At 35.4% G+C, this 21,909-nt stretch carries 10 protein-coding genes and 1 pseudogene; 6 read left to right on the forward strand and 5 right to left on the reverse strand.

Going from position 1 to position 21,909, the window contains the following annotated elements:
• The coding region (locus AC061C_RS13495; protein ID WP_478291600.1) for a hypothetical protein at positions 1 to 5,118 on the reverse strand (5,118 nt) is incomplete at its 3' end.
• Between the two features lie 172 nt (positions 5,119 to 5,290).
• On the reverse strand, positions 5,291 to 13,009 hold the full coding sequence (locus AC061C_RS13500; RefSeq protein ID WP_478291601.1) for a SpvB/TcaC N-terminal domain-containing protein: 7,719 nt from the start codon (positions 13,007 to 13,009) through the stop codon (positions 5,291 to 5,293).
• A 681-nt stretch (positions 13,010 to 13,690) separates the two neighbouring features.
• On the opposite strand from AC061C_RS13500, the gene AC061C_RS13505 reads away from it, so the two are divergent.
• The 4 genes and pseudogenes from AC061C_RS13505 (at position 13,691) to AC061C_RS13520 (ending at position 16,208) form a co-directional block, all read left to right on the forward strand.
• A complete protein-coding gene (locus tag AC061C_RS13505; protein ID WP_478291602.1) occupies positions 13,691 to 13,969 on the forward strand; it encodes a hypothetical protein in 279 nt (92 codons plus the stop codon).
• A gap of 135 nt (positions 13,970 to 14,104) precedes the next feature.
• On the forward strand, positions 14,105 to 15,103 hold the full coding sequence (locus AC061C_RS13510) for an NADP-dependent oxidoreductase (protein ID WP_478291603.1): 999 nt from the start codon (positions 14,105 to 14,107) through the stop codon (positions 15,101 to 15,103).
• A gap of 228 nt (positions 15,104 to 15,331) precedes the next feature.
• Positions 15,332 to 15,637 (forward strand): T9SS type A sorting domain-containing protein, encoded by a 306-nt coding sequence (locus AC061C_RS13515; protein WP_478291604.1) that lies wholly within the window; start codon positions 15,332 to 15,334, stop codon positions 15,635 to 15,637.
• Positions 15,638 to 15,647: 10 nt separating this feature from the next.
• Positions 15,648 to 16,208 (forward strand): annotated as a pseudogene (locus tag AC061C_RS13520) (HupE/UreJ family protein).
• A 285-nt stretch (positions 16,209 to 16,493) separates the two neighbouring features.
• On the opposite strand, the gene AC061C_RS13525 reads toward AC061C_RS13520, so the two are convergent.
• Positions 16,494 to 17,543, reverse strand: a complete 1,050-nt coding sequence (locus AC061C_RS13525; RefSeq protein WP_478291605.1) for an AMP-binding protein — start codon at positions 17,541 to 17,543, stop codon at positions 16,494 to 16,496.
• Positions 17,544 to 17,580: 37 nt separating this feature from the next.
• Positions 17,581 to 18,492: a CPBP family intramembrane glutamic endopeptidase gene (locus AC061C_RS13530; protein WP_478291606.1), complete on the reverse strand. Its 912-nt coding sequence runs from the start codon at positions 18,490 to 18,492 to the stop codon at positions 17,581 to 17,583.
• Positions 18,493 to 18,585: 93 nt separating this feature from the next.
• Here AC061C_RS13530 and AC061C_RS13535 point away from each other — a divergent pair, with 93 nt between their 5' ends.
• Positions 18,586 to 18,930, forward strand: coding sequence for an ArsC/Spx/MgsR family protein (locus tag AC061C_RS13535; RefSeq protein WP_478291607.1), 345 nt, complete (start codon positions 18,586 to 18,588; stop codon positions 18,928 to 18,930).
• Between the two features lie 97 nt (positions 18,931 to 19,027).
• Positions 19,028 to 21,550 carry a TonB-dependent receptor gene (locus AC061C_RS13540; RefSeq protein ID WP_478291608.1) on the forward strand — a complete coding sequence of 841 codons (2,523 nt, stop codon included), beginning with the start codon at positions 19,028 to 19,030 and terminating at the stop codon, positions 21,548 to 21,550.
• A 94-nt stretch (positions 21,551 to 21,644) separates the two neighbouring features.
• On the opposite strand, the gene AC061C_RS13545 is transcribed toward AC061C_RS13540, so the two are convergent.
• Complete coding sequence (locus tag AC061C_RS13545; RefSeq protein ID WP_165150931.1) at positions 21,645 to 21,842, reverse strand: hypothetical protein; 198 nt, start codon at positions 21,840 to 21,842, stop codon at positions 21,645 to 21,647.
• Positions 21,843 to 21,909 lie beyond the last annotated feature (67 nt).

Here is a 21,909-nt window from a genome sequence, read left to right on the forward strand (position 1 = left end):
ATTAAAGTCAAGGGTATTAAAATCTGAACTATGTGTATGAAAGTAATTTAGTTCATCTGCACTTAATGAAAGCCCATTGACCAATATCGCATTTTTTTTAAGCTTCTCGAACACGACTCGGGTTACTTTCTTTTCAAAATCAGGCAGCAGCGCCCTTGTCGGAATCGGTTCTGCAGAAGAAGTTTTCGTTTTCCAGTACAAATTCTTCAGTCGTATTCCTTCCAACGAAAGCTGATAGACTTTACCCGATTCCAATTTCAATTCTACACTCTCCTCTTCAATAGGATCAGCACCTAGGATTGTTCGATGTTCTACAACAATTCGATTATCAAGCTTTACCGTAAATGGTGTATTTCCTATTGATCGTACAACGAGAGTATAATTGTCCTCTGATACCGGAATTAATTTTCCATACCATAATAACTCTGTGGAAGTGGGAGCAGGCAATTCTGCTGGAGAGATAAGTTTATTGTACGCTGAGAATCCATCGATTTCCAGAATATTGACTATTAGCGATTGTACGATGGTTTTATTTAGACCTGTCTGTTCCGACAAGGTAGTTACAATATGATTTTGTATAAGCTTTTCTCTGAGATATGGAAGGAATACATCTAGAAAGGCCTTGCGTTTTGAAGGTGCAGAAGTAGTATTATTTTCTTCTTTCAATGCCCTTTCTTCATTTGAATTTGGCGTAAAAATACCAGATAGTATATCGTTGAAAAATTCATCTTGAAGCCTCTTTATCTCATCTATCGCTACATCCCAGGCTTCTTTTTTAACCTGATTGTCACTAGGCGCGGCATCTTTCAAGTCATCTAACTCAGAAGATGCTAGTATACCGATTACTTGAAGAGAGCCCGTTATAATAGAAGTAGTGGGATCAATAATTTTTGTAATGTATTTAACTTTTGGTTTAAGGTCAGCTGAGAAAACAACGCTATCTGGAAATACAGGAGCCGCTGCATTAAAAGGCGTGGTTCCTTCTATGATGGAGATTATTTTCTCCACTCTGTCCGCTTCGTACAACAACGCTGCTTTACTTCGCACCAACTCGTTTGTTGCTGCCGAGTCGATCACCAAATCGGCATGTTCAATCTCGATGGCATTTTGTCCATCATAAAGTCTCTTTGCCAGAATGATTATTTCTTTTTTAGTTGGACTAAGGGGGTTATTAATACCGCTTGATCCATTAATAACATAACTCAATTCATCGATACTAAAGCCTGCCTCTTCCATCTTCTCTACGTTTTTCAAAAAACGAAGAGTGATATTCGGATTTTCAAAAACATTTCCAGCCACTTCAACCAATTTTATGAAATCGGGAATTCTTAATCCAAGGGTTTTCGATAGCAAACGATAGCGGTATAGTGAGGAAAGATTATCCAGGGTAAGTGGGTCTGGCAATGACTTGTATACCTTGATCAACGAAATATCATCCGCTGTTAAATTCAGGGCAGCCATCACAACAGGAAGATGATCGGATAGGTTCTTACTGCCCGTTAAATCGCTCTCAAAAACGTTATCCATGGCTGTCAAGTTATGACTCAGGAATAAACGCTTATATAGCGAATTCTCACCAGCTGTTCCTATATTCCCCCAAAAACAAAGCAACTTTGAAACCTCAAGACCTGTTCGGTTCTTTATTTTTTTCAGTACTGTCAATTGATGAATTAGTTCCGGTGTAATGTCACCCGAACCTAATTTCATGATTGCACTGTCCGTTTCATCAATGGTAAAGCCCAGTTTCCGCCATAAGCGAATGAAACGCTGGATCTTAACATAATCGCTATCGGTTAATGGTGTATTGTTAAGATGAAGAAGTGTAACACCTTCAAGACTGCAATAGTTATTTGGGCTATCTAATATGATACAATTCGAAACATTTATAAAAAAATCTCTTAGCTTCTCAGATCGTATATCCTCATCACAGGTATCAAACAGAATTTGAAGATCAGGATTTGACGAAAATAAACCCGCTAAATCACCGCCCATATCGTCCTTATAAAGGTCCAATGCTTCAGTAAAACTCATCGAAAGACTATTCAACATGACTTGGTATTCTGGCCTGGCAAAGTCAGGGTTAATAAATTCAGTTTTAAGCAATTCAACTAACTTGGTATATAATATACCAGTGCGAGGAAGAAATTCATCTTTAACTCGTGATAATTTATCAGGCCAGTTACTAATGTTTTTTAGACCATAATACTCGTCGGTAGTATGATAATTTACTGCACCCGAGAAAAAAACTCCTGTTATAATAGAATATTCTTCTTCTGTCAGTCCTAAATATTCAGCATCGGCAGCGACATTATAGTTAATATCTGCATTGTTACTTCTGAATGTATCGATAATTTCATAGCGACTGGTGTTCAATTTGTTTAAGAAAATGCGTGAAGCATCTATAGGTTGATGGTAGGGCAAACTAAAAGGGAACAACGCAGTTTGTAAAGTTTGATAGGCATTTTCCTGTTCTGTATGTTGTGGTGCTGATAAAAGTTCGCCACTTGTTTCATCATCTACATTAAAGCCGATATAATCTTTGAAGCCCTCTGGTTTAAGAGCGATGTATTGTTCCATTACTTCGTTCACCAGATCCACATAAGGTAAAATGGTATTGGTGTTTTTGCAGATAAGTTCAAGATGCCCCAGATCGGGTCTTCTTGCCAAAAGTTTTTTTAAGGGTGTGCCGAAAATATCATCAGGATCTTCTTTTACATTCCCATCCAGATTATTATTTCTTAAATATTGTAACAAATCCACATAGTAAGCCGCTGCACTATATACCGAGGTACATTCACCGCACTCACAAATATCAGCATCGCCAAAAAGTAAATCCCAACTTAAATTATTCCTTGATAAGGTCTCTTCAACTTTTGGATCAATCTTGTAGATATAACCAGTGGTGTTATTATTGCCATCAATCATGGCTATACCTGTTCTCTCACCAGCCTCTTTAATCGTCACAAGAAACTTTTCATAAAATGCTTTCTTCTTTTCAGCTTCTGAATAGATGTATTGAATTGTTTCGTAAGGTAATTCTGAACCCAGCATCGACAACATAAATTGTGCTTTGGGTAATGCAGTAATGGTGGATATGGATAGATAGTTATTACTGATCAACACGGGAACAGCTTCGGGTATTGGACTATTTAACGTAACCCGCTGCAATGTTTTTAAATGGCTAACTACCTCTCCAACTTTATCCTTGGGCACTTCTTGCTTCAGTACCTCACCATTGATTACATTATGGATAGAAGAGGTTTTCATATTAAAATCCAGCTCTTTGGACAATACTCCAGAAACCAATTTGCCCATTTCATTATTCCATAGTGGTACCTTTGGATCGTTTATCATATTCACAACCACTCCAGTAGGTTCCATAGAGTACAAGGCATTGTATAGATCAGTTGTGAAATTTTCCTTAGTCTCAGTTGGGGGAACAGCCGAATCCGGTATTTTACCTGCCAGCGTTTGTTTATCAAAATGGATCGCAATATCCCTTAAGGAACGAGTGGTGGCGTCTTGTTGAAATGTATTGATTAAAACTATATTGCTATTGCTCCACAACATCAGCCCATGAGTGAAATAAATGTTGTCCAGTGTTTCACTTGGAAAGGAAGCATCAGCCTTAAGCAGGGGTTTTATTGCTGACCAATTACCTTTCTTCTCCAAATATATTTTGGTGAACATATTCAATAATTCCTGATCACCATTGAAGGCCGACGAAAGTATAGCTATGCTCTCCTGCAAGGGTACATTTTCCTGATCATCACGCAATTGTTGAATTCTTGATTCTAATTTTTCAATAAATTCTTCAACGTATGCAGGGATAATTTGATCTGTGATAGCTTGTTTTAGTACGTTAATCAATTCTTCAATTGTCATTTTCCACAAGGCCGCTGGCTGCTCAGGCAAGCCTTTTGAAAACCATCCGAAGAAAACTTCGGCCGGTATCATTAGTTCCTTTGCAAGGGCATACGCCAACACCCACTTCCGGATTGTTTCTTCTCCGAGACCAGTATCCTTTGCCAGAAATTGAATATCGGATGTAAGCAGTTCCGCCGGTGGTAAATTAGTATATAGTACGGCCGTGTTAATATCCGATTGCTTTTGCTCTTTTAGTAATGGAAACAATTCGTCGTTCAATTGCTCCCATTGTGATTTTTGATTTTCCTCCGCACGCAGTTCGAGATTAATTTCTTGTTCGCGTGCCACATTGAAAAACACAACTGATGTACCCAATAGTTTTTTATCCCTGTTTAATACTTCGATGAACAAATCTGCATTGGCACTCTCAGAGCGGTTAAATGACTTTTGCTCATATGCAATTTCATAATTACCCGTTGCATTAGTTATGGCCTCTCCTACCCATTCCTTTCTACGCAAATCTTTATCATACGCGTTTACCGAAACACTAACAAGCGGTTTACCACCTTGTGTAACCAAGCCGCGGACGATGAAATGCTCTGCTGTTGGCTTTTGCGGTTTGCCAATCTCCACATTCACGGTTTCATCGGACTTGGCATTATTGATCTTGTGTGAAGATGCAATAACAGTCCCTTTAGCATCAACGACACGAACGATTAAATCCGCTCCACCTTTTTCTTTGTCGGTACGTCTGAATTGATCCTCGGTATACTCTATCTTAAAATAACCTTCCTTGTCGGTGTGTGTTTCGCCCAATAGGTTTTCTATTCCAAACATGTCCTTGTCATTAGCTACCACCTTCACCTTACTCATGGGTGAACCTTTACTTGTGACTTGCCCTTTTACTACATACTTAATAACCGTCTCATCAAAGACACCCAGTGATTTTAGTATTTCGTTAAATCGTACTGAAGTTGTTTCCTTTACTATCTCACCACGAAAATTATCCGTCAAACCTTGTTGTATCTGAAAGTGGAATATCAAAATTCTTGTTCCATCTCCGTAGTAAGACGCTGCCTTTTCCTCCAGAAGCATTTTTGACCATGAAGCTACGTCTTCCTCTGTTGGCGAGTTGGGGGGAAGGAAGGTGCGTATTATTCCTTTATCTATAAAAATAAGCAGGGCTTCCTGCAGGTTATTCACTTCGATGCCTATGGTTCCGAACTTGATGGGAGGAATGATATTTTTCATAGTATGGTTTGTGTTTACTTAATCTATAATAATATTTATATTGGTCTTATTCTTGTTTTAAGCATTTATCGATTAGTAGTTAACCAGAGTGCCCATAAGAATTCTGCTTACATCAATTTGTTGGTCTTTCTCCCATCTTCTTAGCTCTAATAAAGGAGGGAAAAGAATGGAATTACCAATTTCCATATGCTTTTGTACCGAAATCCATAGGTGTTGGATATTGTATATAAAATTCAGTGAAAACTGGTTCAGCTATCGTTTGGTAGAATAATTGTGTTTCTTTTAATATCAAATAGGGAACCTCAGCTGGAATTGGTGAATAATTTAGAATGGTAAGAACCGCTCTGACTTGTTCTAACTTTTCCAGATCACCTTCAAACATTTCTTGGGCAAGTGAATCAGTAGCACCTGCAACAAACATATCTTTAAAAAAACGGTTAATTGACAACAGCAAATTTAGATTCACATGTCCTGATGTTCCTGGTGATTTGGTTTGAATAGCAGATTTATTTTGCTCAAGTTCCGTAATGTTTTTAAGTGTTTTAGCGGTAGCAGCTGGTATCTCTGCTGGCAGTTCAGGGAGGCTTTTTCTTTCTGCTCCTTTTGCTGCTGCTTCAAGGTTCAATCTTTCCTTTTCTAGCAGGGGTTCTGGATTTTTTTTCCAATCTATTATAATGCTTGATGCTTTTGGATCTCTCATGGGCTGGTCTACCTCAAACATTGATCCCACATTATCCAAAGCAGATTTATTAGTTGAATTGACTGAATATCCCGCGTCATATCTCGATTGCAAACTTGGTGTTATGATTTCTTGTTCGAAGCTCATCCAATTCTCTGGATTCATGCTTCTCAACCGTTTGATTTCAGATACATCCGATTGAGGGCCGTAAAACGTAACTTGTGTATGTGGTTTAGGTGAAGCACCATTTATTGCTTTCCCCGTTTCCTGAATGACTGTTAACTGTTTTGATCGATCAATATTAGGATTTATTAATTCCTGTTTTCCTTGAGATATCACATGATCCTTTTGCACATTAATCCCTAGAACATTACGATTACTAACAGACAAATTATATGGAATTACGTCATTCAATGCTTGCGTTCCTTCCGGGTCAGTTAGTTTAATTGGATTGTTTTGGGTATACGAATAGACGTTTACTCCATCTATCAGCGCTTTCGGATCCGCACTGCCCCACCTCCCCAACCATGGCAAATAATACCTCGAACTATGATATTCCAATCCCGTCTCTTCATCCCGTTCCATTCCCGTATACCGGTACCGTTTGGCCGCACATTTAATATTTTTATTTTTCGCCTGGTATGCTGTTGTGCCGTATGGATGGTATTCCTCGTAACTTATTATCGCAGCGGTGGCTTCTAACTCAAGAGCCGCAGAACCTAAATGATTATGCAGTTGATAGCGAACCAGCTTCGCCCCTACCATTTCTGTAATTACTGGAGCGAGATCCTTGTTTTGTTTTACAGTCTCTACCATTACAAAACGATGTCCCTCATCCATTAGGCTTAGCGATGTGCGTTCGAAGTTTACCGTGTCCGTTTGATAGGTTCGATATGTTTCGTAACTTGAAATGTAAATGCGTTCATCTTTTCTGGTTAATGCAGCTCCAGCCTGTGCACTATTCTCGGTGATCTTACGAATGCGTTGTCCTTTTACGTCGTATTGATAGTACGTGGTCTCGGCTGCGCCGTTACCTGGGTTTACTTTTTGTTTTGCGGTCTTTACTAACTCCTCTTTAAAATTCCATCCCATCTCCTGCAGGTGTGGCATCTGGATGATGAAGCCATGTTTCGCATGATGCGGGTACCGATATATCTGTGTACCAATTTGTGTTGTCTTTAAACGGTTATTTGTAATTTCATATTCATAATTTCTGGTCCATGAGTTACCGACAGCATCGTGCTTCATTTTTTCAATATTGCCGACAGCATCATACTGATAACACTGCGTGTATTGCTTTACAGCCATTGGGTTTTCATGCATGAACGGTGCATCATTCCAATTATCATCATTGCCAAAACTTAACGCAGCCGAATTCTCCCTGCCTGTGGCTTCGATGAGGCGGTAAAGCGCATCGTAGCTATAACTGCTAATGGGTTCTACAATTTGATTGCTAAAAAATTCTGGATCGTGCGCATCGTCTTTAATTAATGTAATATTACCAACAGGATCGTAGGAATAATACAAATCCTGCAAGATCTTGAGGTTGTGATTGCTTTTCAGATGAACAAGCCTGAACGTTTCATGGTCATATTCAAAAGTTGTTTTTACACCATTGCCATACTGGATGAAATTACGTTGTCCTTTTTCGTTATATGTAATATTTCTGATGTATTCTTTATCTCCATTGTAAGAGTTGGCTATCAGATTAAAATGATTTACACTTTCTCCATCTAATAATCCGCCTTCATTATAGATTGGTGTAATAATGCTCTTATCAGGTGCTGTTTGTTTAGTTATTCTCCCGAGTGCATCTGTTTCTGTGGTAAAGGTGAATTCTTGGATTTCAAGATTAATATCCAAATTGTTATCGTCTTCCCAATTGGCAACCGCCTTGTAATCTTTAAAAAGTCGGCGGGTGGTGAATTTTGGTTGTCCTTTAAAATCATATATTGGATTACTAATTTTACCTCCTGTATCATAGTGTTTTATCACCTGCCCTTTTAGATTATTTGCAATAGCATTAGGTTCTGCATCGCCATAAAACACTTTGTCAAATATATTATTTAGCTGATCTTCTCCTCCAATTACTTTACTGAAAATAGGCCGCTGTACCTCATCATACACATATTGAAACTCGTGCTGTCGCTCATCCCAAGATCTAATAGGTTTGCCAGCGGCATCATTCAGCATCCATCTTCTTCCAGCATCCATACTGGTTTGGGCCAATTGATGCCCCAGCATATCGTATCGCCACGACATAACCGTATTTCCTCTGGCATCAATCACATGCTGTAAATTACCTTCTATGTCAATTTCGGCATAAGTGGTGTAAAACTCTTCAATCACAGAATTATTTATTTCTTTTCTTTTATTGTGTTCTATATTCAAAATGGGTCTGCCGAGCGTATCTGACAGCATTATAGCTGGTGTGTCATAATGCATTTCTGTTTTCTTAGCGGCCTTTTTCTCGGGTGGGTTATTAGGCAAAGTGATTCTAGCTTTGTACCATGCGCTATCCAACACCGTATCATTGGAATCATAACTCAATTGTTTCCATGCATCAAAGACTACTTTTGAAAATGTACCATTTGGCATTTCTGTTCTCACATTTCGCCCGGCACCATCATAGTAAATAATTGGCGATACACCTTGATCTACCCACTCTGGATCGTCCTCATAAGCCGGAGTAGTGGAAAAATAAGGTTCATATTGTTTGATCGGGTTTCCTTTATTATTGAGCACTGTTCGGCCATTACCTATCCATCTCAGTTGGTTGCTGGTGTTTACGATAGAGCCATCAGGTTGTATTACATCCCCAGGTTCCGCCTGTACTTTTTTCATAGCCACTTTGCCAAGACCATCGGAATATTCAAAACTTATTTGCAAAGGGCTTTTGATGTTTACATTGCTATGCTGCTCTCTTACAATACTTGCTGCTACGCAGGGCTGCCTGTTAAAATCATAAACCAATCGTGTAGTGGCATTGATGAGTAATTGATGAGCAATGGTTTGTAAAACACTATAATCACAAATATTAGGGGCTGTTGTATTGGCAGCATCAAAAAAAGATTGTATAAGTGCTGATTCTGCAGCAGCTGTTCGCTCTTCATAACCATTGAGATTGTCGGCTTCTATACCTTGCAATGGATTTGTTCCCGCTTTTCCTTCAATTGAAACCGCTTTTACCAAACCCAGTTCATCCACAATTACAGAAGAAATATTGTGATTAACATCCAGCATGATATCTGGGGAAAGTGTTCGGTAATTAAACCTCAACACCTTAGTTTCATTCAATATATTTGCAGTTTTATCCACAATCAGCTGTGCCTTTTCCATGAAAAGCTGCAAGTCATCATAAAATACATTGGTCTCCGTGTCAAAGGCATCTATATATCCAATGGGTGAAAAGAATCTTGATTTAACAACATTGAAGTTTTCTCCCGGTCTTATAAATTTTACCGTACCCGATTGCACCCACCAATTGCCATTGTCTTTCAAATATTTTGCAGCAATCATATCTGCCTCGGTAATTTCAAATTGTACTGAATGTGGACTTGGCGAGAAAATGTCATTCAATAAATTTGGGGTAAAAGCGAGCTGGTATGCTTCGAAAGGGATCGTTCTTTTGGACATTAGGCCATCAGATAGTGGAGCCGTAAGTTCTTCATTATAAAAGGTAGTCTTAATGTGTTCTATTAATTTTTTTTGTGCTATGCATACTGCTGGTTTTATGCACACTGCTGGTTTATGGTGGTATTCTATATCAGGAAGGGTGAATAATTTGCCTTTTAATTCTTTAATTTTAAAAATAAATGCTGCTGGTGTGATCCCTGTTATTTCATAGGATTGGGTTTGCCAATTTTGACGGAGGTAATAAGAAGTTGGTTCGATGATGTCTTCTTCTGTGAAATCATTTTTTACATAGCTCATCCACATTTTTTGTTGTGCTTCTTTGGTTTTTCTTTTAGCTTCAATCGTTGCATTACTGTCACTAGCCAACTCCTTTAGTATAGGTTCATCCTTAATCCTTGGATAAACAATGGATACAGATTCCAGCACATTGCCTAATTCGTCGGTCTCCAAATTGATAGTATGGCCAATGCGGGGGTCAGCAGGATTTCTTTCATAGGTATAGGTGATCGCTTCGCTTTCTTTTAGAATAAAAGAGGCATATTTATTTTTTTTCTGAATCTGCAGAATTTGAATTTCACAATTATGAGTGCCCACATTATAGGGAACTAATTCTTTTCTTTTTGCCTCTTCCTGAAATTCTATAAAGTTTACATTATCATCACTGTAGTCCTTTGCAATTTTTTCATCTGCAATTCGCTTGGCTGCATCCAGTCCAAAAACTTCTTGTCTCAAGACCATTCCTTTGCAAGCTCGCAATGCTTCTCTCCATTCTTGGGCTGAAAGCCTATTAATATCAAAATTAATTAGATTATCGGCGGGCAGTACAGCTGCATCTGGCAAGTCAAATTCTACAGCTTCTGATGTATGTCCATTCCTAATATAATTGGGCAGCCAGTATTCACTTTTATATTGGCTTATTATTTTATCCGTGCCAAAAAATGCTCCGGTATGAAACCAGGTTTTACTCAACACTGGTGGCTGATGATGCTCTTCCGGCACAATATTACTTGCATCCGACTTTTCGAAAACATCAAAAGACTCTGTATCTGTTTGTTCCACCCTGCCAAAGCCTCTAAATTCTCTTTCTAAATGATCGTAATAACCATGATGATAACTATATTGTGAAGTGAATCGTAAATCAGTTACTTTTTCGGTAACAATGGTTTGGCTAACAACCTGCACTGGAAAGGGAAGCTTGGTAATCCAGGGAGTTCCGTTCAATTTATCTTTGAGATAATAATGGGTTGAACTTTTGTATTTTACCTCTGTTGTTTTACCCATCCCATTTTTTTGCGACAACATAATGTGCGGTTTGATACCACCCATCAGATCTATATATCGCATTGGGGTTTGTGCATAAGCAGGCAATTCTGAAGACCAGACAATGCAAGCTGTACCGTTTCCCAACAAATCAGTAAAAGAAATTCTATTGGGTAATTCAGTCGGAAAAGAAGGATCTATTTCTTCAGCATTGCTCCATGCATTGCCACTGCAATTAAGGTAAGCATTGAATTTATTTTTGCCTAAATAAATAATATCTGTCGCCCCTGTACCACTGATATCGGTGAGTTGCAAATATTCTGGGTTGAATAAATCTGGATGATCAAATACTGGAGCATTGCCCATGGATACTTTTGCACCAAAACGACCATAGCCAAGATTTGGCCAATAGGATATTTCTGAGTTTAGTATTCGAACAATATCTGTCATTCCATCCCCTGTCATGTCCGCTAAAAATATTCTTTGCACTGGATCTGAAAAAACAATTGCTGCACCTCGTTCTTCATCATAAGGCTTAGCAGCAAGTTCTGGGCTGTCATATCCTATTTTGCCTTCATTTTCCCAAAACCAAAATGCACCTTCATCACATAGAATCACTTCTGGTTTGCCATCTCCGTTTACATCCATCATTCGGATGTTTGGGCTACTTAGATCAATGTTTAATGTTTTAACAAACGATTTAAAAGGTTGCCAAATGTCTTCATCATTCAACTCAAAATAGCCCTGCATGCCTGGAGCATTAATCACCAATTGTTTTTCTCCATTAGCATCCAAATCCTGCAATTGCAAAACACCATTAGACAGCCCGGTAAAGGATGGCTTGGACATTACTACTTTGGCGTGGGTAAAATTTAAAGCCCCTAAATCATCCGAATCATATTTCACTTGTCCCAAATTGGATTTGTAATACCACCCATTGGCTTGTTCAGAGAGCATACCGTTGATTCCTTCGTTATATAAATCTACCCATTGATAAGCGCCTGACAAACCTATGGGAGCATGAACCAGACTTTCAGATGGCACATTAGATATCTCTTTATTCCATTTTAATTCTTGATAGGTAAAGGTCATTTTAGGCAAGGCCTTACTGCTGTATGTATTCTCATTTTTTACATAGCCTTTTTGTGTAATACCCACCAAATAGGTGACTTCAGCATTGGACTGATTTAACGAGGAGTTTGAAGAATAAAGATTGGAGAATTTGTATTCAAAATCTATAGATCTCACCAATGTTTTTGCTCCATCATTGAGTTTAGGAAATTGATGAAACATCAATATCCTCTGGCACAATCTATTGGTTCGGATTTCAAAACCAGACCGATAGGATGAAAAGGCATCTGCCCTGCTTAGCCATTGATTGTTTTCTACTAATTGAGCTGCATTATTGATATCATACTCTCCATAATCAAATGCTAGTTCAAAGAAATATTTTTCATTAATTGGCAGTTGAAGAACATAGGGGTTTAATTCAAAATATTTAGCGACCTCATTGCCATATTTGATCCTACTCAGATGAAGGTTTGCAAATTGTGCAAGTCCATTAAATCGATTTTTCTCATACAATTCATCACTTATATTCTCAAGATTTTCATTTTTATATTCATACCATATCCATGATCCTTTATCATCAAATGAAAACTCAGGTAACCATTGAAATATTTTTGAAGAATTATCCGGACTTACAATTCTGCATGAATCGCTATATCCAAAGAAAGTAGTAACATTGACATTGGAGGTCACTTTCCAATAATAAACATTAGTCGATATTTGGTATATTCGTTCTATTCTTGAAAATCCGCCTTCTATCCGTGGTCTGTATTGTCGAATGATAAAATCTCCATCTTCAAGCTGTTTGACACTCCATGTTTTGTCTGCTTTATAATCTAGTAAAGGAACCAGTTCTTCTACTCCTGAAAACATAAAACTATCCTCTTGATCCATCTGATCAACATCATTCATATCAAAATAGCGAGGTAACTTTTTATCCGTCCGCCGTTGTATCGACGGAAGACCTAAATCCCAGCCAATACCAAATAAACTATTACCGGCACCGGAATTATACGATAAAGCCAATTGAGGGGTAAATCCATTCCTATTAGGAGAAAAAGGTAAAGGCATGGAAAAAGAAGAAGTTCCATTGGATGGATTAACAGAAAACTTTTCGTCAATTCCTTTTATTGCTCCTCCCCCTTTTGGCAACGAAATCGATGGAACCTCAATCGCATTGGATTTAGTTTTTCCACCATCGGTTTTAAGGAATTCATCACCAGATTTTTTTTGAGATTGTTCTTTCATTTCTTATTTTTTTATGCATTAAGGCAAAAGCAAATGAGGCACGACTGAATTCTTTGTGGAATGGGGTAACAAAACTTTATATTTATTATAACTTTAATGGTAGTTTCACTAAATGAACATTAAATCCTTTTTAAAAGCTAACTAGTTGAATTTGTAGTTATTACAAATCAAATATAACAATAAAATTTCTTGATTTAAATATTTTACAAAAATATTATTTAAAAAAAATATTATTGTGAGTGATGAGATATTCGAACTAATTGTCGTTTCACTGTTGCTGGAATTTAATTACATCTACAAATTATGATGTTAATTTTTTATAAATATTTACTTCATTTTAAGACATAATTAGAATAGCATTCTTAACCAAATTTATTCATTTCAATTAAAGATCTTAATCTTAGAAATGTTTAAACGAAAATTTGAGGTGGAACTTCATATTTCACACGTTTTACATCTTTGTTCTACATCATTAATGCCAATTCAAGCGTACCAAATGTATAATTCTATTGCGCAATTATGCCAAATGAGAATAATCCAGAACAATTTGTAGTAAAAAAATTTAAATTGAAAATCAATTTATCATACTAGCAATACTTGTAAACACAGCAACTTTACAAGTTATTTAAATAGTTCTGTAACAAATATGTGATTTTAAAGCACGAAATTTATTAAACATAAATGCCACACTTTAAACTGAGAAAAACGAGAATTCCAGAAAAATTGCCAAAAGCACCAGATGAGCAATTAGAAAAAGACGGCTATCAAGAATATCTAGAAAACGAAAATATCTACAATAAATTCGATAAAGAATTCGACATAGATCCTGAAAATAGCGCCAAAAATAAGGACATTATCCAAATCGAAAAAAATCCAACTTGGAACGAAAAAAACTTTAACCAAGACCAATTCGTAAACTGCACTAAATCCTTTTGCCAAATGTGCTTTTTCAGCATTTAATGATTCATTGAAAAAATCGAGCCTTTTACACTATCGAAGCTTTAGCAGAAATTGCCAAAATAATGATTAAAAATTTCACTGATTTTGAAATAGGTTTGCCGTTAGAAAATGAAGTAAAACTTTAAAATAATTAAAATGAAAACAAAACAAATTGTACTGGCATCAAGACCAAAAGGTACGCCAACACTAGCAAATTTCAGAACAGAGACTATAAATATACCTGAAATTAAAAAAGGAGAAGTTTTGCTAAAACCCAATTTCTATTCAGTTGATCCTTATATGCGAGGACGAATGAACGATGCAAAATCGTATGCAGAACCTTTTCAAATTGACCAAGCCATAAAAGGTGGCGTAACGGCAACTGTAATCGAGAGTAAATCTGATAATTTTAAATCTGGAGATACGGTTGTAGGAACTTTGCCTTGGGCAGAACAATGCGTTGCACCTGAAAAAGGATTGCAAAAAATTAATACTTCAATAGCACCTGAAAGTTATTATTTGGGTGTTTTAGGAATGACAGGATTAACGGCTTATTTTGGATTAATGCACATTGGCAATCCAAAAAAAGGAGAAACCGTTGTTGTTTCTGGCGCAGCTGGCGCAGTTGGTGTTGTGGTTGGACAAATTGCGAAAATTCAAGGTTGTCGTGTCATAGGAATTGCTGGTTCTGATGAAAAAGTTACTTTATTAAAAGAAAAATTTGGTTTTGATGAAGCCATAAATTATCAAACGACCAAGAATTTGAAGGAAGATATTACGAAATTTTGTCCAAAAGGCGTTGATATTTATTTTGATAATGTTGGTGGCGAAATATCGGATGCCGTGATTGCCAATATTAATTTTAATGCTAGAATAGCTTTGTGTGGACAAATTTCGCTCTACAACAGTTTAGAAGTTCCAGTTGGACCAAGAATTCAACCCATGCTTTTAACAAGAAGTGTATTAATGCAAGGGTTTATTGTTGGAAATTATAGTGCTGATTTTTCAGAAGGAATTAAACATTTAAGCGAATGGGTAAAGGATGGAAAATTAAAATTTGCTGAAACAATAGAAAATGGTTTTGACAATCTTCCAAAAGCTTTGCTGGGATTGTTTAGTGGGGAAAATACTGGAAAAATGATTGTGAAGGCATGATTTTTTTAGCTAATTAAATCCCAAAAATCTCAAACAGTGGAATATTAAGACTATCACAAAATTTCAGGAAAAGATAAAAACCCACATTAAGCGAAGATAAAAAGGCGTTCGATCTTTGGCCAAAGAAAACATATTGATAATATTTTGGGGGATAAAAAAGTAGAAATATATTTCAAATACTAAACGTAGCCAATGAAGTATTAGGCAATCCCAAAAAACGAAAACGATATGAAAATTTGTACTACAACTGCAACAAATTATGTCATTTGCTTTAAAGGAAATCCAACAACTTTAGCAGTAAATAAATTAGATTTTGAATCAAAAATCAAAGTTTTTCCGAACCCTTTTTCATCAAAAATAACGATTGAAAATGCCATGGGAAACGAGAATTTCAAATTGTATAACGAAATTGGTTTCGAAATTTTTTCTGGAAAAAACATCGAAAAACAAGATTTCTCAAGTTTGCAAAAAGGGATATATATTCTAGAAATTAAAGGTGAAACAGCTTTGAAAATTAAATTAATCAAACAATAAATTCAATTTTTTGGAAAATATATTAAAATATCTTCAACTCGGTTTTATGCACGTAATTCCTTTAGGATTCGACCATATTTTATTTATTTTGAGTATTTTTTTCTTAAATTCTAAACTAAAATCCGTTGTTATTCAATGTTCCGTTTTTACAGTGGCTCATAGTTTATCTTTGGGTTGATCAACTGCTGGATTTATTATTCCAAATTCTAATTATATCGAACCTTTAATTGCTATTTCGATACTTTTTACAGCCATAGAAAATATTGTAAGCCAGAAAGTAAATCCTTGGAGATTGCTCATTATTTTTGGTTTCGGATTAATTCACGGATTGGGTTTTGCAACTGCATTATCAGAAATTGGAATTCCTGAAAATCAGTTTTTTTCCTCGTTATTGTCTTTCAATTTAGGTGTTGAATTGGGGCAAATAACCATAATTCTCTTGGCTTATTTCTTAATTAGCAAATGGTTTTCTAATATGATTTGGTATAAAGAACGTATGGTTCTTCCAATATCAAGTATTATTGGTTGCATTGCTTTGTATTGGACAATTGAGCGAATATTATTAATTTAATTCTAACTGTTAGTTGCAAGTAGTAAAAAAATCAGCAGTTTAAAGTATATGTAGTAAGTACCAACTAATCTTTATGTTAGCTTTATTAAAAATACGATTGTCTACTAAAATCTTCAATTATTCAAAAAAAAGTTCGGAAATTGTCCTATTGTAGTCACAAAACCCCAATAGATATTGGGGTTTTTATGTATTATAAGGTGACCTAAAACCTAATGTAACTAACAAGTTTAAAAGGATGTTTGGTACTAACTAACTGATAGATTAAACAGCTCTCAAGCTATTACTTCAAATAGTGGCTGCAGTTTCTTTACGCTTTATCTTTCCATTTGCAGTTTCGATAAACTGTGATACAAAAAAAACTTCTTTTGGTTTTTCATATTTATCTAAACTATCAAAGATAGTTGTATCCAGTGTCTGCTTTTCACCTTCAATCACCAAAATTAATTTTTCTCCAAGATCAGCATCTTCGGTACTTGTTACAAAAAATCTCGACTCAATTTTATCTGACAATTTTTCTTCGATTTTTTCTGGAATTAATTTAATCCCGCCACTATTAATGATGTTATCCATTCGTCCTAAAAAAACAAATTGATTTTCTCCCACTAATTCTACAATATCGTTAGTGCAAATTTGCTCATTTGATATCAAAGGTGCATCTATCACCAAGCAATTGCGATCGTCTTTTGTGATTTGGATATTGGGTAAAACTGAAAAAGCACGCTCTCCTACTTGCTTTGCAGCAATGTGGGTTATGGTTTCGGTCATTCCGTAGGTTTCAAAAACTTTTGAGTTTAGTTTCGAAAGACCGCTTTCTAGTATTTTGCTCATTTTCGCACCTCCCACTATCATCTTTTTTACATTTTTTAATGCGGATAAGGAGTTTTGGGCTTGTAAAGGAACCATCGCTACAAAATCATATTTGGTATCGTTATGTAACAGCGGATGTGAACTTGGTGCAACAAAATCAACATCGAGTCCTAATATAAAACCGCGCACAAACATCATTTTTCCTGCAATATATTTAGTAGGCAAGCAATGCAAGGCTTTATCACCAGGTTCTAATTCAAAAAAATCTCCCGTGGCTAGCGCCGAATTTACCATCGCTTGTTTGTCTACTCGAATCAATTTTGGTGTTCCTGTAGTTCCAGAAGTATTCATTTCGATGTATGATTTGTTATCAAACCAATCTAAAATAAAATCTCCTACAGATTTTTCAAATTCCTCACCTTCTTTGATAAAACTATATGCTACCCTGCACAAATCGTTACGATTTAAGTGAAATCCATTGAGCTTAAAAAGATTGTGAACATTTTGATAGGTTATAGTAGCAATCATGATGAATTAATTTTAAAATATTAAACAGTACCATTAATTAAACTGAACCTGTTAATTTTTCTTTCCAATTGGTCCAATTGTATTTTTTACTAAAGATATATAAAAGTATTGGGTAAATAATAACCACTGGAAAAATAACGTCTAATCCAGCAGATGGTTCTGAAATATCTTTAAAAATTGAATTGGTTTGAAATGCAGACCAATCTGAGCTTATGAGCAAGGCACCCACTAAATTGTTGGCTGCATGGAATCCTAATGCCAGCTCCATCCCTTCATCCATCAAGGTAACAATCCCCAATAACAATCCTGTACCTATGTAATATACCAATATTATGTACCCAATTTTAGATACTTCAGGATTAAAAATATGCATCCCGCCAAAGATAACCGAAGTCATTAAAAGAGGAAACCATTTATTCCTTGCAAGATTAGCAAATCCTTGCATTAAATATCCACGAAAGATATATTCCTCAGAGCTAGTTTGAATCGGAATTAAAACGACACCAATAATCAATAAAATTGCAAATGGTATGGGTTTAAAATTAAGGACAAAATCAGTTGGACTATAATAATACGAAAGTAAAGTTACTACTACTGTAAAAAGAGACCATATCACAAAAGCGAACCCTACTCTACTCCAATCCATATTTTTTCTTGAGGTGGTAACAGAAAGCATGGTCTGACTATGCAAATTACGAACGACCATTATAATCCCTAGCATTATAAATACAAATGAAAGCAACATCAAAAACAACATTACATTGGAATCAAAAAAGCGCATCAAAGCTGTATTATTTGTTGGATATGCTTTACCATTAAAAAGAGTTTCATAAATTATACCAATCATAAGTGGTAATTGACCTATAAATGAAGCTAAAATTAGTATCAATGAACCTACGATATACTTCCAAAACTTGTTCTCTGGTTTAATTCCTTGTTCTACAAACATTTTATTTTTGTTTAATATTATCGTTAATTAGTTTAACAAACCTTACTTTTGTTACAATTTTAATTCATTTTAAATTCTGAAATGTACTAAAATATGATACAAATATACCATAATTCACGCTGTGGCAAATCCAGAGATTGCTTGGCTTTTATTGAAAATTCAAAAAAAGAATTCAAAATCATTAATTATTTAATTAATCCTCCAACATTTGACGAGTTGTCTGTTGTTATTGAGAAATTACAGCTAGATCCTCTTGATCTGGTTCGTCAAAAGGAAAAAATTTGGATTGAAAACTTTAAAGATCAAAAATTGAATGCACAAGAAATCATTCAAGCCATGGTTTCCAATCCAATATTAATTGAAAGACCCATAGTAATTAAAGAAAGTTCCGCCATTGTTGGACGAGATCTAAAAAAAGTCGCCGATTTTATCCTCTAAATCACAAGTTAATTTAATTAACATTTTTTTGTGAATTATCGTATTAAACCAAAACATACTTTTATAATCTAAACGCCATAACTAAAGTTTTTAACTAATGAAAAAAATCAAATCCGTTTTAATTATTGTATTATTATTCAACACTTTGTTTAGTTTTTCTCAACAAGTTGTAGTTGCTCCAAAAATTAAAATAACAGGAAAAGTTGTTGAAAAAATCAGTAAACAACCTCTTGAATATGCTACAATAACCTTTTTACTTCCAAATAATCCAAAACCTGTAGCAGGTGGAATTACAAATCCTAAAGGAGAATTTGAAATAGAAGTTAAACCGGGTACATATGATATAAAAATTGAGTTTATATCTTTTAAAATAGCTGAAATTAAACAAAAAAATCTTCAAAAAAACACCAGTTTAGGCTTGATTAGTTTAGATGAAGATGCAAATCAGTTAAACGAAGTTGTTATTCGTTCCGAAAAAACAACAGTTGAAATCAAATTAGACAAAAAAGTATACAACGTAGGTAGTGACCTTATGGTAAAAGGAGGAACTGTAAGCGATGTCCTTGATAATATTCCATCTGTTTCTGTAGACGTTGAGGGCAATGTAAGCCTTCGTGGAAATGAAAATGTACGGGTTTTAATCGACGGAAGACCATCAAATGCCATTAATATTGCCGAAGCGCTCCGTTTGATTCCTGCTGATGCAATCGAAAAAGTAGAGGTAATTACCAATCCTTCTGCTCGTTATGATGCCGAAGGCGGAGGAGGTTTACTAAACATCATCTTAAAAAAAGGAAAAAACCAAGGTTTAAACGGAACTATTATAGCTTCAGCTGGATATCCTGAAACGTATGGTTTGAGCGGTACTTTGAACTATAAATCAAAAAACTTTAATCTTTTTACTACTCAAGGATACAACGACAGGAGTAATCCTGGTAATGCATTTACAAATTCAAGGTATTTAAATGCTGATAATTCGACTCGCGATTATGTAAATGAAACTAGAGAAAACGAAAGAGACAATAAAGGGTATAATGGAACATTTGGAATTGAGTTGTACTTGAATGAAAAGACTTCGTGGACCAATTCAATAAACTACAGAAAAAGTAATGGTGTCAACGTAGATAACGTTTTTCAAAACAACTATGATGCCGATTTTAAGTATGATTACACCCGTAACCGTATCAATTTAGAAAACAGCGACAGTGAAAACGTAGAATTTACAACTAATTTTACCAAGAAATTCAAAAAAGACGGTCATAAATTGACTTTCGACGGCTCGTTTTCGACTAGTGATGAACTTAATGATGCTTTAATTACAGATACCCGCACCAATACAAGTGTGGTGAAATTTGACAATACCATTAATAATCAAAAGCAAAGTAGAAACTTACTACAAACGGATTATGTGCTACCCTTTGGGAAAAGCAGTCAGTTTGAAGCAGGATATCGTGGTGATTTCTCCGAATTGCTTACCGATTATAGTGTAGTTAATGATGGTAAAATCAATACAAATTTCACTAACACGCTACAATATAAAGAAAAAGTAAATGCAGTTTATACGCAATATGGAGTGAAATTTAATAAATTCTCTGCTCTTTTTGGATTGCGATTTGAAGATTCTAATATTGAAATCAATCAATTAGCAACCAATGATTTCAATACCAAAAAATACAATAATTTTTTTCCAAGCGCCTTCTTCACTTACGAAATATCAGATAAGAGTAGTACATCTATAAGTTATAGCCGAAGAGTACAAAGACCTAGAGGACGATTACTAAATCCTTTTAACAACTTGTCAAGCAACATAAACATATTTGTTGGAAACCCTGATATTGATCCTGCTTTTACAGATGCATTAGATTTTGGATACATAAAAAGATGGGATAAATTAACTTTTAATACTTCCTTATATGTAAACAAAACTACCGATTCCTTTCAGTTTGCTCGTAGAGAATCTGGTGAATTTGTTGTCACTATAATTGACGGAGAAGATACAGTTGTAAATGGCGAAGTAACACAAGTTAATGGTGGTGCAGACAAACGTACGCCTGTTATCATAAGCTCACCAATAAACTTAGCCACAGAATATCGATTAGGATTTGAATTCACTTTGAACTATTCTCCTTTCAAATGGTGGAAATTAAACAGTAACTTCAATTTCTTTAGGAACGAAACTCAAGGAGATTTTACCTATATCGATTTTAAAAGTAATGAAATTGTACAAAATTTTGATAATGTAGCAACGTCTTGGTCTACAAGACTGACTTCAAAAATAACCTTGCCATACAAAATTGACTGGCAAACAAATGCTACCTATAATGGACCACAAAATAATGCACAAGGGAGAAGTTTAGGTGTTTTTGGTGCTAACTTAGCATTTAGTAAAGACATTCTAAAAGACAAAGGAACACTTTCATTCAACATCAGCGATGTATTCAATTCCAGAAAAAGAATGATGGAGACATTTCTTCCAGGTGTTGTAAGTTCTTACAGTGAAATGCAGTGGAGAGAAAGACAGTTTACCCTATCATTCACGTATCGTTTCAACAAAGCAAAAAACGAAAGAGAACAACCTAAGCGAAATCAAAACGATAGTGAAGGAGATTATCAAGGATAAAAAAATAGGACTCGTGAGAACGGGTCCTATTTTTTTTTAAGACATAAAAAAAAGGACTCTTAATTAGGAGTCCTTTTTTTATTTAACAAAAAGATTAAACTGATTGTTCTTGCTTCTTTTTTGCTCTTTTCTCTTTGTATGCCTCCCAACTTGCTCCACCTACCCAATAGGATACGAAACCAACTAGAAAAAACATCAACCAAAACCCAATTGTAAGAATGGTTAAGAAAAGTAAAAAGCCTAAATACTGTGAAAATTCAAACATGTTTTCCGGAATTTTGAATGTAGCCACAAATGTAAGTTTAATTCCTTTTCGTACCAATAAAAAACTATAAAAACTACCAATCAATTTTTATAAA

This window comes from Flavobacterium sp. GNP010 (assembly GCF_056428945.1).

Bases quoted from the DNA above. Each gene is read 5' to 3' on its own strand.
- AC061C_RS13535 (WP_478291607.1), top strand. From the start codon at position 18,586: ATGATACAAATATACCATAATTCACGCTGTGGCAAATCCAGAGATTGC.
- AC061C_RS13525 (WP_478291605.1), bottom strand. From the start codon at position 17,543: ATGATTGCTACTATAACCTATCAAAATGTTCACAATCTTTTTAAGCTC.
- AC061C_RS13500 (WP_478291601.1), bottom strand. From the start codon at position 13,009: ATGAAAGAACAATCTCAAAAAAAATCTGGTGATGAATTCCTTAAAACC.
- AC061C_RS13515 (WP_478291604.1), top strand. From the start codon at position 15,332: ATGAAAATTTGTACTACAACTGCAACAAATTATGTCATTTGCTTTAAA.
- AC061C_RS13530 (WP_478291606.1), bottom strand. From the start codon at position 18,492: ATGTTTGTAGAACAAGGAATTAAACCAGAGAACAAGTTTTGGAAGTAT.
- AC061C_RS13540 (WP_478291608.1), top strand. From the start codon at position 19,028: ATGAAAAAAATCAAATCCGTTTTAATTATTGTATTATTATTCAACACT.
- AC061C_RS13510 (WP_478291603.1), top strand. From the start codon at position 14,105: ATGAAAACAAAACAAATTGTACTGGCATCAAGACCAAAAGGTACGCCA.
- AC061C_RS13505 (WP_478291602.1), top strand. From the start codon at position 13,691: ATGCCACACTTTAAACTGAGAAAAACGAGAATTCCAGAAAAATTGCCA.